Below are 13,958 nucleotides of genomic sequence, written 5' to 3' on the forward strand. Positions count from 1 at the left end.
TGCAGCGGGAGGAACGCAAGGAGGACCGGGCCGCATGGCGGATTCGACACCCAAGCGAGACCCTGCGTCGAAGAGCGGCGCGGGCAGTCAGCCTGCGCCCGGTACGCCCCCGAAGGCAGACGAGCCGAAACGCTCGCCAGGAGCCGCCCCGCGGCCGGCGCCGGGGGCCAAGGGCCCATCAGCGCCAGCCTCGCCGAAGCAGGGCGATGCCGGGCCCGCGCCGCAGGGCGCCACGCGGCAGGAGCCGGGCGCCAAGCCTCGGCCGACAGGCGCTCCGGCCAAGCCCGCGGCGAGGCCCAGGCTCGGGCCCAACTGGAACGAGGTGCTCGCGGCGCCGCAGGAGCCGGGGCCTGTCTGGGCGGCACGCGGCAAGCTGGACTGGCGACGCTATGCGCCGCCCGTGCTCATCACGTTGGCGGTGTTGTGCGTCGCCTACACGCTCTACAGTTGCCTCCGACGCGACACGCCCGACGTCATCAGCAGCGAGGAGCAGATTCGATTCTACCGGGAGCAGATCGAGGGCGCATCGCCCATGGGCCGCCTCGCGGCGGTGCAGAGCCTCGCGGAGACAGGCGACGAGGCATTCATCCCCCTCATCCGCAAGCGGCTGGAGGACGAGGCGGGCGAGGTCGCAGGCGCCGCCTGCCTGGCCCTGGCCAAGCTGGGCGACCGCAAGGCGCTGCCCGCGATCCGCTCGATGCTCGACGCCAAGGCCCCCGAGGCCGTGGCCGGCGCGTGCCTCGCCTTGGCCGAGTTCGGCGACCAGGAGTCCGCCGAGAGCATCGCAGCCGTTCTCAAGCGCGACCAGCCGCCTGCCGTCGTGGGCGCGGCGCAAGCCCTGGCCAAGCTCGGCTACAAGGCGGCAGCGGAACCCCTCATCGGGCTCCTGAAGTCCAGGAACCTATCGGTCCGCGTCGCCGCGGTGGAGGTCCTGGGTCAATTGGGCAATCAGGCGGCCGTGAAGCCCCTCGAGGGCCTGCTCGAGGCCCCTGCGGATGGGCTGGAGCCCGAGCCTCCCGAAGAGGAGGTCACCCGGCTGAAGGAGGCCATCCGCGCCACGCTCGGCAAGCTGGGCGTCGAGGCGCCCACGCCGACGCCGCCCTCGCCCGAGCCCCCCAAGACGGCGCCGGAGGCCCCGACCACGGCCACGCCGCTCGGCGAGTGACCGCCGAAGCCACGGGGCATCCCGCTTGACTCCCCTCCGGGGCCGCGATATAATCCGGCTTGGAACCTGCCCCGTGGTTGGCGATAGGACACCGGCTTGCACGAGCCCAAACGCGATGAGTTGACCGTTCGCCAGGAACGTGTGATCCTGGTGGGCGCTCTCCTGCCTGGGGAGGACCACGGCGGCGAGGCCCCGCTGGACGAATTGCAGCGTCTGGCGGAGACGGCCGGCGCTCGCGTGGCCGGCCGCCTGACCCAGAAGCTCCCTCACATTGACCCCCGCACCTATATCGGCCAGGGCAAGGCCGAGGAACTGCGCGACCTGTGCCTGGCCGAGGACGCCGACGCCGTGCTGTGCGACCACGACCTCAGCCCCGCCCAGGTGCGCAACCTCGAACGCGTGACCGAGGCCAAAGTGCTCGACCGCAGCGAGGTGATCCTCGACATCTTCGCCACCCGGGCCAAGAGCCGCCAAGCCAAGGTGCAGGTGGAACTGGCCCAACTCGAGTACACGCTGCCGCGGCTCACACGGATGTGGAGCCATCTCGACCGCCTCGGCGCCGGCATCGGCACCCGCGGCCCGGGCGAACGCCAGCTCGAAACCGACCGCCGCGTGATCACCCGCCGCATGGCCCACATGCGCCGCGAGTTGGCCGACATCGCCAGCCGCAAGGTGCGCGAATCCGCCGCGCGAAGCGGCGAGTTCAGAGTCTGCCTCGTCGGCTACACCAACGCGGGAAAGAGCACGCTGCTCAACGCCCTCACCGGCACCAACGACGCCTTCGTCGAGGACCGCCTCTTCGCCACGCTGGACACGAAGACGCGGACCTGGGAACTCGACGGCAGCCACCGCGCGCTGCTGAGCGACACGGTGGGCTTCATCCGCCGCCTGCCGCACCACCTGGTCGCCTCGTTCCACGCCACGCTGGAGGAGGCGATTGACGCCGACCTGCTGATCCACGTGATTGATGTGAGCCACCGCGACTGCGTGCACCAGGCCGAAGTGGTGCGGCAGGTGCTCGAAGAGATCGGCTGCGGCGCCCACATGGTGCTCAACGCCTTCAACAAGTGCGACGTCGCCCTGCCCACGGTGGAGGCCGACCTCCTCGCGGCATCGCTGCCCGACCACGTGCGCATCTCGGCGCTGCGCGGGGACGGACTCGGCGAGCTGCGGGCCCGCGTGCTGCACCTCATCGCCCAGCGCGAGACGCGCGTGACGGTGCGCGCCCACTGCGGCAACGGCCGCCTCCTCGCGCTCCTGCACGAGCTGGCCAACGTGCTGGCCAGCTCCAGCGAGGATGAGCAGGTGACGCTCGAGGCCCGCGTCGAGCCCCGCCACCTGCCGGCCCTCCGGGGCGCCGCGGGGCCGAGCGACGCGATCATCGTCCATCCCGCCGCCCCCTTGCACGCCGCAGCGGGAAAGGCCTGAGCACCATGCTGCGCCGCACACTCCTGCTCGCTCTCGTGGCCCTCGCCGCCCATGCAGCCGCGCCACGCCCGGAGGCCGACCCGCCCGCGAAGGCCGAAGCCAAGCTTCAGCAGACCAGCACCGCGCACTTCGACGTGCAGTTCACCGTGCCGCCCAACGTGGCCAAGGCCTACGCGGCTCTGTGCGAGAGGGCCTATTCGCGCTTCTGCGACCTCTTCGACGTGCCCGGCGGCGAGGCCGTGTGGGAGGGCAAGTGCCAGGTCTTCCTCTTCGCCACGCGCGAGCAGTTCATGAGCTTCGCCGCCGCCACCGCGGGGCCGGGCACGGCCCTCTCGGGCGGCTTCGCCAGCCCGACCAAGAAGAACCCCACGATCGTCATGCCCCTGTACGGCCAGGACCGCGTGCACCTGGAGCAGGTGCTCATCCACGAGATGAGCCACGTTTTCCTCCAACTCTACCGCAAGGAGGTGCAGTTGCCCACCTGGCTGCACGAGGGGTGCGCGCAGTTCTTCGAGTTCCTTCACCAGCCGGGCGACTCGCGCGTGAAGCAGTGGCGGCCGCTCGTCAAAGCCCTGGTGTCGGCGGGCAAGGAGCGGCCGCTCCGCGAGTTCTGGGTCACGGCGTTCCCGCCCGTGGACCGCGCAGGCTACGCGCAGGCCTGGAGCCTCATCCACTGTCTCTCGCAGCACCCGCGCACGAAGGGCAAGATCGGCAAGTTCGTGCTCAAGCTCAAGGAGCTGGCGCCCGAGCGGCCGGGCTTCGTTCACATCCAGTCGGAGGCCGACCTCAAGCGCGTCCTCCAGGAGGCCGCCGACAAGGCGTTCCAACTCCAGTCCGATGCCTTCGAGCAGGTCTTCGGCATGCCCGTCGCCGATTTCGAGCGCGTCTGGAAGCAGTTCGTCCTCGCCACCTACTGAGCGCCACAGCAGATGCGCATCGCCTTCCTCGGCACGCCCGACTTTGCGGTTCCTTCGCTCGAGGCCCTGCTCGGGGCGGGGCACGAGATCGTCTGCGTGGCTACGCAGCCCGACCGCCCGAGCGGCCGGCACGCCCTGCTCACGGCCCCGCCGGTTAAGCGGGTCGCCCTCGCCTACGGGCTGCCCGTGCTCCAGACTGCAAACGTCAACGAGCGCGCCTTCGTGGCGGCCCTGGCCGAGCGGGCGCCCGAGGCCATCGTGGTCGCGGCCTTTGGCCAGAAGCTGCGGCGGCGCGTTCTCGCCCTCCCCCGGCTCGGCTGCCTCAACGTTCACGCCTCGCTCCTGCCGCGGCATCGGGGAGCCGCGCCCGTCGCCCACGCCATCCTGGCCGGCGACGCCGAAACGGGCGTGACCATCATGCGCATGAACGAGCGGGTGGATGCCGGCGACATCCTCGCCCAGGAGGCAACGCCGATTGGCCCGCGCGAGACCACGGGCGACCTGACCGCCCGGCTCGCCAGCCTGGGCGCCGGCCTCCTCGTGAGGACCCTCTCCGCCATCGCCGCGGGCACGGCGCACCCGATCCCCCAGGACCCGTCCCTCGCCACCCGCGCGCCGGCGCTCGACAAGGCCGACGGGGTCATCCCCTGGGATCGCCCTGCAGCTTACCTCGCCCGCTTCGTGCGGGCCATGGCCCCGTGGCCGGGGGCGTTCACCTTCATGCGACGACCCGGCAAGCCGCCGCTGAGGCTCGTCGTCCACGAGGCCGAGCCCCTGGAGGGGCCGGCGGCCCCTCCAGGGGAGGTCGCCATTGCCGAGGGCGATTGCCTCGTGGTGGGCACTGGCCACGCCCTCCTGCGTCTCCTCACCCTTCAACCCGCCGGCGGGCGCACCATGTCCGCCTCCGACTTCCTCCGCGGCCACCGCGTCGCCGTCGGCGACCGCTTCGGCAAGCCCGACTGAGAGCGCCACGCGGGCTCACCCGCTCGGCAGGGATGCGGGGTCGGCCCACTCGACGCTCTCGATGATGTTGCCCATGATGCGGGAGCCGATGGAGGCGAACCGCAGGGGGTTGTCGGTGACGAAGTACCGATGGGCGGGCGAGGTGGCGCTGGCGCGCCGCAGGCCGAGCCGGCCGAGGGTGTCGGCGGCGGCGCGGGCGGTCTCCTCGGCCGAATCCACAATGGTGACGGCGCGGCCCAGGACCCCACGCAGGGCGTCCTTGAGCAGCGGGTAGTGGGTGCAGCCGAGCACCACCGTGTCCACGCCGAACTCGATGAGCGGCCGCAGGTACTCCTTGGCGGCGAGGCGCACGATGGGGTCGTCGCACCCGCGCCCCTCCTCCACGAGCGGCACGAGGAGCGGGCAGGCGCGGTCCACCAGCGCGATGGCGGGGTCGAGGGCGCGGATGCACTCGACATAGGCCCGGCTGCGGATGGTGGCCTCGGTGCCGATGATGCCGACCCGGCGGTTGCGGGTGGCAGCGGCCGCGGCGCGGGCGCCGGGCTCGACCACGCCGAGGATCGGCACATCGAACGCCTCGCGCAGGCGCGGCAGCGCGGCGGCCGAGGCAGTGTTGCAGGCGATGACCAGCAGCTTGGGCTCGTGGCGCAGCAGGAAGCGGCAGCACTGCTCGGAAAAGGCGGTGATGGTGGGCGGCGACTTGATGCCGTAGGGCACGCGGGCCGTGTCGCCGAAGTAGAGCAGGTCCTCGTCGGGCAGAGCGCGGGCCACCTCGCGCATCACGGTGAGGCCGCCGAGGCCCGAGTCGAAGATGCCGATGGGCGAGGCGCGGTCAGGCACAGGAGTCTTCTCCACGGCAGCCGGGCGCGGAGGACGCGCTCACTTGTTCCCCTTGCGGTAGGCGTCAATCCCCTCGGCGATGGCCCTGGCCACGCGCTGGCGGTAGGCCGTGGTGCGCAGGGCCTGCTCCTCGGCGCGATTCGTCAGGAAGCCGATCTCCACCAGGGTCGCCGGCACCTTCGAGTAGCGCAGCACCTTGTAGTCGGCGCCGCGCACGTTGCGCACGGTGAGCCCTTCGCGCTCGCAGGCGCGCTCGATGGCTTGCGCCAGCTCGACGCCTTCGCGGCGGGTGGCCGCGGAAGCGGCCGACCACGAGCCGTACCAGTAGAAGATCTCCAGCCCTTTGTACGACGCATTCGCGATGGCGTTCGCGTGAATCGCCACGAAGAGGTCGGCCCCCTTCCGCGTGGCCACGGCGGGGCGGTCCTCCAACTCCACGAAATAGTCGCCGTCACGCGTCAGCACCGTGTCGAATCCGCGCGCCCGCAGCTCCTGGGCGAGCAACTGCGCGGTGGGCAGCACGATGTCCTTCTCCACAAGGCCCCAGCGGCTCACAGCGCCCGGGTCCTTGCCGCCGTGGCCGGGGTCAATGCACACGCGGCCGACCGTGCGCGGCCTGGAGGGCTCGACCGGCCGTTCCGTGGGGCGCTCGACGACCACCGGGCCGGGCTCCGGCCCCGCCGTGCGCAGGTAGCGCTCCACATCCCGCGCGAACCATCGCGGCACGTAGACACGCCCGTAGCGCAGCACCACCTCGTCGCCGAGTTCGACCGACCGAGCTCCTAGCGCAGCGACCTCGATGCCCGGCGCCACGGCTACCCGACGTTCGCCGACCCGCAGCGTGAAGACGCCCGCCAGATCGTCGAAGCTGACCTGCGCGCCCAACTGGCGCGCCAGGTCGTTGAGGCATGTGTACCGATAGGTGCTGGGCACGGGGGCCATGGCCACCACCACCGCACTCGGCCGCTCGGCCACCACGAGGCCGCCTTGCCGCGCGACGGCGACGCCCTGCCCCACAAGCCATGCCAGGACGAGGAACAGGAGCCGCACGTCTCGGTTCGGTAGTGGTCTCAAGGGCTGCCTCGGTTGCTCTCGCGCTGCCGGCCCGAGGGACACGAGATGGCTGGACACAGGGCGGGGATAAGAGGGGGACCGCGCGGACAAGGCGCCACGGGGACTCGCGTCGCCGCCTGTCCTGCGGCGCTCTCCCTCTGACCGGCAATCTTAGCGGCATTCGCCCGCGCTGTCAAGGTCAGAAAAACGTGAGGGCACCACCGGCTTCGCACGTGCGGGCGGCTTGACTCGCCCCATGAGGAAGCCTATGATACTGCGGTTCCGTATGCCATCCGGCCACCCGCGGCCTCCCTGGAGGTTCCCATGAGACTGCGTGCTGTTCTGCTCCTCGGCGTCTTGTGGATAGCCCTTGCGGCCCAGGCAGGCGGCCTGCCGGCGCAGTACCTTGCGGCGAATGAGATCCGGCGAGGGATGACCGGCTACGGCCTCTCGGTGTTCCAGGGCACAAGGATCGAGCGATTCGATGTCGAGGTGATCGGCGTGCTGCGCAACGCGATGCCGAAGCAGGACATCGTAATCTGCCGCATGAGCGGCGCAGGGCTGGAGAAGACGGGCATCATCGCGGGCATGAGCGGCAGCCCGATCTACCTCAAGGTGGGCAACGACTTCAAGATGGCGGGCGCCGTGGCCTACGGCTGGTCATTCCCCAAGGAGCCGATCTGCGGCGTCACGCCCATCGAGAACATGTACCAGGCGCTCGTGTCTCCCGTGCCGGAGAAGGCGGCGGCCGCCCCGCCCGCGGCCCCCGGCGGCCAGCTCGACGGGCCGCTCGTGCTCGGCGACCGGTCGTTTGGCGAGGTGCGCCTGGCCAGCGCGCCGCCAAGCTGGGAGCAGGTGGCCGGCGGTTCGGCCACGCTCAGCCGCCTCCAGACGCCCCTCTACGTGGCCGGCCTGAGCGGCCCGGCCCTCGAACTGGCGCGCCGCGAGTTCGAGCCGCTCGGCTTCGTGCTCGCGCAGGGCGGCGCCGCCGGCGCGGCCGACGCCCCCGAGGGCCTGAAGCTCGAGCCCGGCTCGGCCCTCGCCGTGCGCTTCGCCGAGGGCGACGTCGAGATGAGCGGCATCGGCACCTGCACCGACGTGGTGGGCGACTCGATCCTCGGCTTCGGGCACCCGATGTTCGGCGAGGGACGCGTGAGCGTGCCCATGGCCACCGCCGTGGTGCAGTTCTCGTTCCCCAGCCTGATGCGCTCGATGAAGCTGGCGAGCGCCGCCAGGACAGTGGGCCGGCTCACCGCGGACATGCAGGCGGCCGTGGTGGGCAAGGTGGGCGCGCCGCCCAGAATGATCGCCATCGAGACCCGGCTCACACGGGCCGACATGCAGGGCCCAGAGGTCTATCGCGGACGGCTGATTGACCACCCGCGCCTGACCTCGCGCATCGCGGGCATGTTCCTCGCCAACGCGCTGCTCGTGCGCGGCGACCTGCCGCGCGAGAACACGCTCCAGTTCAAGGCGACGATCCAGCTCTCCAAGCGGCCGCCCATCGTCGTGGACAATACGTACTCCGGGCTCTCGAGCATGACCTCGCTCCTGGGCGCGCTCAACGACGTGGTGAACCCCCTCGCCGCCCTGGGCAACAACGAGTTCGGCGCCGTAGAGGTCGAGAAGATCACGGCTGACCTCCAGGTGGCCGCCGAGGCCACGGTGGCGCGCGTCGAGGCCGTGAGGCTCGAGAACAACGAGTGCCGGCCCGGCGACACACTGCGCGCCCTGGCCACCATCCGCCCGCACAAGAGAGACCCCTTCGTCCAGGCCATCGAGCTGAAACTCCCGGCCGACTTCCCGCCCGGCAGCGCCAGCGTGATGGTGTGCGACGCCCAGATGCACGAGCGCCTCGAGCGCCAGGAGGCCCCTCACCGCTACCAGCCGCGTGACCTCGATCACCTGGTGGAGATTCTCCGCGAGCAGACCCCCCAGCGCCGCCTCTACATCCGCCTGAAGCTGCCCGACCGCGGCATCGCCAGCCGCGGCGTCGAGCTGCCCTCGCTGCCCGCCTCGATGTTCTCCGTCATCGGCTCCCCCAGGGCCACGGGGCTGACGGTCACAGGCAAGTCCCTTTCGGCCTTCGCCGAGACACCCTTCGTACTGGCCGGCAGCCACATGTTGCCGCTCGTGGTGAAGCCCCCGCGGAGGCCCTGAGGGATGGCCGACTTGCGGCTTGCGATTCTCGATCTCCGATCTGCGACCTGCAATTTCACAAGGAAGCCAAAGGCATGAAGAAGAAGCTGGTCCTCGCCGCTGTGGTCGCGATGCTCGCCGCCGCCGCCTGGGCCGTGCCGGTGGAGAGATGGGTGCAGACGACATCAAGCGACTTCGACGCCGGCGACGCCCAGGGCGTGAGCGTGCTGACCCTGGGCCAACTCGTCCTGGCACCTGAGCTCAAACCCCTGCTGAAGGACCCCGTGCCCCACGTGTGGGCGCTCGCCGCCGATCCCAAAGGCACCCTCTACGCGGCCACAGGCACGGAGCCCAGAGTCCTCCGCATCAGCGGCGGCAAGGCGGAGCCCTTCTTCACCTCGCCCGAGAAGACCGACCTCGCAATCCTCGCTGTCGCCGTAGCGCCCGACGGCGCGGTCTACGCAGCGGCCGCCCCGTCCGGCGTCCTCTACCGCATCGCGCCTGACGGCAAGGCCGAGGCCTACTACAAGGCCGACGGCCCCTACATCTGGGCGCTCGCCGTCGCCCCCAACGGCGCGGTCTACGCCGGCACCGGCCCAGAGGGCAAGGTGCTGCGCATCGCGGGCAAGGACAAGGCCGACACCCTGCTCAAGGCCGGCTCGCGCCACATCCTCAGCCTGGCCCTCGCCGCCGACGGCTCCGTCTATGCGGGGAGCGACAGGGACGGCTTCCTCTACCACGTGAGCGCGAAGGGCGAGAGCCGCGTGGCTTACGACGCCGAGGGCGATGACATTCGCGCCCTGGCCTTCGACGCCCAGGGACGCCTCTACTTCGCCACAGCCGGCGCCTCGCGCGGCGCCGCCGCGGCCTCAACCGCCACGCCCTCCACCGCGGCCCGCACCTTCACCATGTCAGGCCACGGCAACCCGAGCGACACCGGCTCGGGCGGCGACGCATTGGCGGGCCAGACGCCGCCACCGAGCGGCGCCACCGCCGCACCCTCAGCGAAGCCGAGCGGCGGCAACGCCATCTATCGCCTGATGCCCAGCGGCGACGTGGCCCGCGTGGCGAGCGTGGCCGGCGCCGCCTTCTACTCGCTCCTGTGGCACAACGGCCGCCTTTACGCCGGCACCGGCAACGACGGCAAGCTCTATTGCGTCGAGGGCACCCAGGTGGCCCGCGTGGCCAACCTCGACGGCTCGCAGATCACGGCTCTGCTCGCCGTTGAAGGCCGCCTGCTCGCCGCCACGGCCAACTCGGGCCAGGTCTACCAGGTCGCCGCCGACCACGTGGCGCAGGGCACCCTGGTCTCCAAAGTGCAGGACACTGAATCGCACTCGCGCTGGGGCACGGCATCCTGGGACGCCCGCACGCCCAAGGGCACGAGCGTCACCCTCGCCACCCGCACGGGCAACACCGCCACGCCCGACGAGACGTGGAGCCCGTGGTCCGACGAGCTGACCCGTGCCGAGGGCGACCGCATCACCAGCCCGTCGGCACGCTTCATTCAGTATCGCGCCACGCTCAAGACCTCGCGGCCGGCCGACACCCCCGTGCTCGACGAGGTCATCCTCTCCTACGCCCAGAACAACCGCCGCCCGACCTTCAGCCAGGTGCAGATTCAAACCGCGCCCAAGCCGCGCCGCATGATGCCCATGCCCACGCCGCAGCCCGGCCAGATGGGCATGCAGCCGCCCATGCCCGTCCAGCCCGCGCCCTCGCAAAGCAGCAAAGCGCAGACGCCCCCCTCCCCTCGCGGGCCTTTCGCCGAAACCATCCGCATCTCGTGGCAGGCCACCGACCCGAATAAGGACGACCTTGTCTTCGCCGTCTACTTCCGCGGCGAGGACGAGAGGACCTGGAAGAAGCTCCAGGACAAGCTGAGCGCGGCCTATTACGACTGGGACACCCACGCCGTACCCGACGGGCTCTACCGCATCCGGGTCGTCGCCAGCGACTCGCCCACGAATCCCCCCGGCGAAGCCGAGGAGGGCGAGAAGATCACCGAGGCGTTCCTCGTGGACAACACGCCGCCCACCGTGGCCGGCCTCGCCATCCGCATCGCCAAGGACAAGTCGCTCACCGTCACCGCCAAGTGCAGCGACGCCGGCACCGGCCTCGCCGAAGGCGAGTACTCGATTGACGGCGGCGACTGGACCAGCATCGCTCCCGCGGACGGGATTTTCGACAGCCAAGGCGAGGCACTCGACTTCAAGGTTCCGGCCCTCGAAAAGGGCGAGCACACCCTCGTCGTCCGCGTCAAGGATCAGGCCGAGAACTCCGGCGCGGCCAAGGTCGTCTTCACGGTGGACTGAGCGATGCCGCGCATCATCACCGTGTTCGGCGCCAGCAGCGCCCGCCCCGGCAGCGCCGAGTACGACGAGGCTCTGCGCCTCGGCCGCCTGCTCGCCCAGGCCGGCTTCGCCGTCTGCAACGGCGGCTACGGCGGCACGATGGAGGCGTCCGCACGCGGCGCACGCGAGGCCGGTGGTCACACGATCGGCATCACCAACGCCCTCTTCGACCCCCGCGCCGCCAACCGCTATATTGCCGACGAGCGCAAGGCCCCCGACTTCTACGAGCGTCTCCGCCGCCTGTTGGAGTTGGGCGAAGCCTACGTCTGCCTTCGCGGCAGCGTAGGCACCCTCACCGAATTCGCCCTCGCCTGGACTCTCCTCCAGACCGGCTCCCTCTCCCCCCGCCCCTTCATCTGCGTGGGGCCGGCCTGGCGCGCCGTCCTCGACGCCTACCGCGCGCACCTCCCCGTCCGACCCAAGGACCTCGCCCTCATCACCCTCGCGGACACGGTCGAGGACGCGGTCAGCGTGATTCGCGGGACCCTACCGTGTCCGTCGGTCCTGTGAACCCCGGCCCGCCGGCCGCGACATAGCCGTGGCTGGCGCCGCTGGCATCGGGGCTGACCCAGAAGGCGTAGAGGCTGCCGCCCTTGAGGTGGAAGCGGAAGCGCATGGGCTTGCCGCTGAGCGATGAGAGGTCGTCGGCGCCTTTCCAGGACACGGCAGCAAGTGTCTTGTCGCAGGAGAGAGGCACGCAGTTGTCGGCGATGAAGGGGGCGACGGGCTTGCCGTCTTCGCCCAGCACCTCGGCGCGGAACTCGCCCTTCGGGCAGGCGAGGTTGACGAAGAGGTGCTTGCCCTTGAAGCGCACGGGCCGAGTGGTGAGGGTGCCGCCCTCCTCAGCGGCGTCCATCGAGGCGAAGCCGTCGCGGCGCAGGAAGGCCAGGCCAGTCGCCGCATCGGCGTCCCACTGCCCCTTCGGCTTGGCGCGGCCGCTGAAGTAGAAGTAGAGCCTGTCGCCCACGACAAGACAGCCGCCGCCGACGGACTGCACGTTGCCCAGGTTCCACGCGCCCTCGGTCTCATTGACCTCGAGGAAGCGGGTGCGGTCGGGCCGGCTCCAGTGGAAGCCGTCGCGCGAGTAGCCGAGGAGCACTTCGTTGCGCTTCTGCATGCTCAAACGCCCACAGTCGCCATTGTTCGGCCCCTGCCAGATGACGAAGAGGCCGAGCAGGAGGCTCTCGTACGGTGTGGCGTCGAGGTTGTAGAGCTGGGGGGCCAGCCCTTTCCATTGCTCGTTGGGGTTGCGCGGGTCGTCTTTCTCGCCCGACACCCAGTTGACGCGGGCCGTGGCGACCCTGGCCAAGGCAGCACGGGGGTCTGGGTCCTCGGTGTAGGCGCGGGCGCGGCCGCCCCAGTTGATGCGCTCGCTGATGACCCACACCTGGCGGAACGGGTTGTAGAAGACGGTCGTGCGGTCGCCGCCGATGGCCTGCGAGGCCACGGGCTCGCTCCAGCGCAGCCCGTCGGCGCTCACGCGCATGACCAGCTTCCAGCCCTTTCCATCGCTCTCGGTGGCGAAGTATTTGAAGCGCTCCTTCGGGTCCCTAGCGTCGGCGTCCAGCCACACGAGCGTGGTGTCGTGGCGGCGGTTCTCGGGCACGAGGCCGGGCGTGAAGAGCACGTTGGTGCCGGGCTCGATGTCCAGCTTCGGCTTCTCCCAGGCGATGCCGTCCCGGCTCGTGGCGTAGCAGACGGTCGCCAGGTATCCGCCGCAGTACCACATCTTGAACAGCTTGTCTTGCGGGTCGAACCACACGCCGCCGCTGAAGGGCGCCGCGAAGAGGCCGCGGCCCTTGTTCTCCCACGGCTGGTCGGGCCGGACGACGGGGTTATCCCGGCAGTACTCGACGCGGTGGAACACCCGCTTCAGCGTGGTCTGCTGCACCAGGAAGTCGTCCACGAAGAGCTGGCGGCCGACGTCAATGGGAATGACCCCTGGCGGCTGGGCCAGGTACGGCACAGGCATGGGGTCGTTGGGCGGGCGGTCGTACTTCGGCGGCCAGACCTCGGGCAGCACGATGCCGTTGTAGAGCACCTCGGCCCCCGAGGCGCGCAGGGCCGCCACAGCGCCCAGGCCGACCGCGACGAGCCACACGGCGGCTTCTCGCATGGGAATCTCCTTCTGAGCGGGATGGGACCCAAAGGGCTGGTCGGATGCGTCGGACCAGTCTGACCTGCTCGACCTGCATGACGGGTTTCACACGTGGCTCCCCCCCGCACCCCGCTGGAGGCAGGAATGCAGCCGCCGGCCATTCTAGGCCCGCCGCACCGGCCTGTCAACGGGCAGCAACGGTTGACGGAATGGTCTGGCCTGAGTACGATCATCCCCGCATGCGGGCGCCAGACGATGGCCATCTGCCAGACGCCGACACGAGAGGGGATGCCTTGGGCGGAGAGAAGCGCTCGCCGCTGTGGATCGTGATGCTGGTCGAGGCGATGGTGATCGTGGGCGCCATCGTGGCCGGGCTGAGCGCGGGCAACGTGTCCAAACATTTCGGCGAGAACGAAGTCGTCACCTGGTTCTCGGGGCTTCTGCTGGTCGCAACGGGCTGGGTGTCGTTTCGCATCTACCAGGCCCGGCGGCCGTCCATTCATGGCACCTGGTGGCGGTCACCGCAAGCCATCTGGGCGCTCATGGCCGTGGGCTTCGTGTTCCTTGCGGCGGACGACCTGTTCCGGCTGCACGGGCGGACGGACCGCCTGGTGCACCGCTTGCTGCGGATGGAGCCCACGTCGCTCACGGCGCACCTCGACGACGCGTTGGTGGCCCTGTACGGGATCGTGGGGCTCGCGCTACTCATCGCGTGCCGTCGCGAGGTGACCCGCTGCCTTCGCGTGCGACCCCACCTGCTGGCAGGTTTCGTCGTGATGTTCGCCATGGTCGTCGTGGACGTGATGAGCAAGCGGCACAACGACGTCCTTCCATGGCTTCCGGCGCTCACCGACGTCGAACAGGTGACTCGCATCCATAAGTGGCTGACGGTGGCCGAGGATTCGCTGAAGGTCATCGCCGAGGGGCTGTTCCTCGTGGCCTTTCTGGTCGCGCGGCAGAGGGCCGAGGCAGCCGCCGAGCCGTCCCCCTGATCCGACGCT

The 13,958-nt window shown here is 70.5% G+C and carries 11 protein-coding genes; 8 read left to right on the forward strand and 3 right to left on the reverse strand.

The genetic code is table 11. From position 1 onward, the window contains the following. Positions 1–34 precede the first annotated feature (34 nt). From PLE19_11655 to fmt, 4 genes are all read left to right on the forward strand, one after another. Positions 35–1,165, forward strand: a complete 1,131-nt coding sequence (locus PLE19_11655) for a HEAT repeat domain-containing protein (GenBank protein ID HPD15602.1) — start codon at positions 35–37, stop codon at positions 1,163–1,165. A 96-nt stretch (positions 1,166–1,261) separates the two neighbouring features. Beyond that, positions 1,262–2,593, forward strand: coding sequence for a GTPase HflX (gene hflX / locus PLE19_11660; GenBank protein HPD15603.1), 1,332 nt, complete (start codon positions 1,262–1,264; stop codon positions 2,591–2,593). A 5-nt stretch (positions 2,594–2,598) separates the two neighbouring features. Next, positions 2,599–3,510, forward strand: coding sequence for a hypothetical protein (locus PLE19_11665; GenBank protein HPD15604.1), 912 nt, complete (start codon positions 2,599–2,601; stop codon positions 3,508–3,510). A gap of 12 nt (positions 3,511–3,522) precedes the next feature. Continuing rightward, positions 3,523–4,473: a methionyl-tRNA formyltransferase gene (gene fmt / locus PLE19_11670; GenBank protein HPD15605.1), complete on the forward strand. Its 951-nt coding sequence runs from the start codon at positions 3,523–3,525 to the stop codon at positions 4,471–4,473. A gap of 15 nt (positions 4,474–4,488) precedes the next feature. Here fmt and murI read toward each other — a convergent pair whose 3' ends face one another. Together murI and PLE19_11680 are read right to left on the reverse strand one after the other, a co-directional pair. Continuing rightward, a complete protein-coding gene (murI, locus tag PLE19_11675) occupies positions 4,489–5,313 on the reverse strand; it encodes a glutamate racemase (protein HPD15606.1) in 825 nt (274 codons plus the stop codon). Between the two features lie 39 nt (positions 5,314–5,352). Further along, complete coding sequence (locus tag PLE19_11680; GenBank protein HPD15607.1) at positions 5,353–6,387, reverse strand: N-acetylmuramoyl-L-alanine amidase; 1,035 nt, start codon at positions 6,385–6,387, stop codon at positions 5,353–5,355. A gap of 303 nt (positions 6,388–6,690) precedes the next feature. Here PLE19_11680 and PLE19_11685 point away from each other — a divergent pair, with 303 nt between their 5' ends. The 3 genes from PLE19_11685 to PLE19_11695 all read left to right on the forward strand — a co-directional run bounded on the left by PLE19_11685 (position 6,691) and on the right by PLE19_11695 (position 11,369). Next, a complete protein-coding gene (locus tag PLE19_11685; protein HPD15608.1) occupies positions 6,691–8,526 on the forward strand; it encodes a SpoIVB peptidase S55 domain-containing protein in 1,836 nt (611 codons plus the stop codon). 74 nt (positions 8,527–8,600) lie between these two features. After that, entirely contained in the window at positions 8,601–10,820 is a 2,220-nt protein-coding gene (locus tag PLE19_11690; protein ID HPD15609.1) for a hypothetical protein, read from the forward strand. A gap of 3 nt (positions 10,821–10,823) precedes the next feature. Beyond that, positions 10,824–11,369, forward strand: a complete 546-nt coding sequence (locus PLE19_11695) for an LOG family protein (GenBank protein ID HPD15610.1) — start codon at positions 10,824–10,826, stop codon at positions 11,367–11,369. Here the strand turns inward: PLE19_11695 and PLE19_11700 are convergent. After that, on the reverse strand, positions 11,326–12,975 hold the full coding sequence (locus PLE19_11700) for a hypothetical protein (protein ID HPD15611.1): 1,650 nt from the start codon (positions 12,973–12,975) through the stop codon (positions 11,326–11,328). The two genes, PLE19_11695 and PLE19_11700, sit on opposite strands and share 44 nt — an antisense overlap. A gap of 275 nt (positions 12,976–13,250) precedes the next feature. Between PLE19_11700 and PLE19_11705 the strand changes: the two genes are divergently transcribed. After that, positions 13,251–13,949: a hypothetical protein gene (locus tag PLE19_11705; protein HPD15612.1), complete on the forward strand. Its 699-nt coding sequence runs from the start codon at positions 13,251–13,253 to the stop codon at positions 13,947–13,949. Positions 13,950–13,958: the final 9 nt, after the last annotated feature.

The organism is Planctomycetota bacterium (genome assembly GCA_035384565.1).
Taxonomy (GTDB): domain Bacteria; phylum Planctomycetota; class PUPC01; order DSUN01; family DSUN01; genus DAOOIT01.

Excerpts from the sequence above, each read along its gene's own strand:
- PLE19_11655 (HPD15602.1), top strand. The coding sequence starts at position 35 with ATGGCGGATTCGACACCCAAGCGAGACCCTGCGTCGAAGAGCGGCGCG.
- PLE19_11665 (HPD15604.1), top strand. The coding sequence starts at position 2,599 with ATGCTGCGCCGCACACTCCTGCTCGCTCTCGTGGCCCTCGCCGCCCAT.
- fmt (HPD15605.1), top strand. The coding sequence starts at position 3,523 with ATGCGCATCGCCTTCCTCGGCACGCCCGACTTTGCGGTTCCTTCGCTC.
- PLE19_11685 (HPD15608.1), top strand. The coding sequence starts at position 6,691 with ATGAGACTGCGTGCTGTTCTGCTCCTCGGCGTCTTGTGGATAGCCCTT.
- PLE19_11690 (HPD15609.1), top strand. The coding sequence starts at position 8,601 with ATGAAGAAGAAGCTGGTCCTCGCCGCTGTGGTCGCGATGCTCGCCGCC.
- PLE19_11695 (HPD15610.1), top strand. The coding sequence starts at position 10,824 with ATGCCGCGCATCATCACCGTGTTCGGCGCCAGCAGCGCCCGCCCCGGC.
- PLE19_11700 (HPD15611.1), bottom strand. The coding sequence starts at position 12,975 with ATGCGAGAAGCCGCCGTGTGGCTCGTCGCGGTCGGCCTGGGCGCTGTG.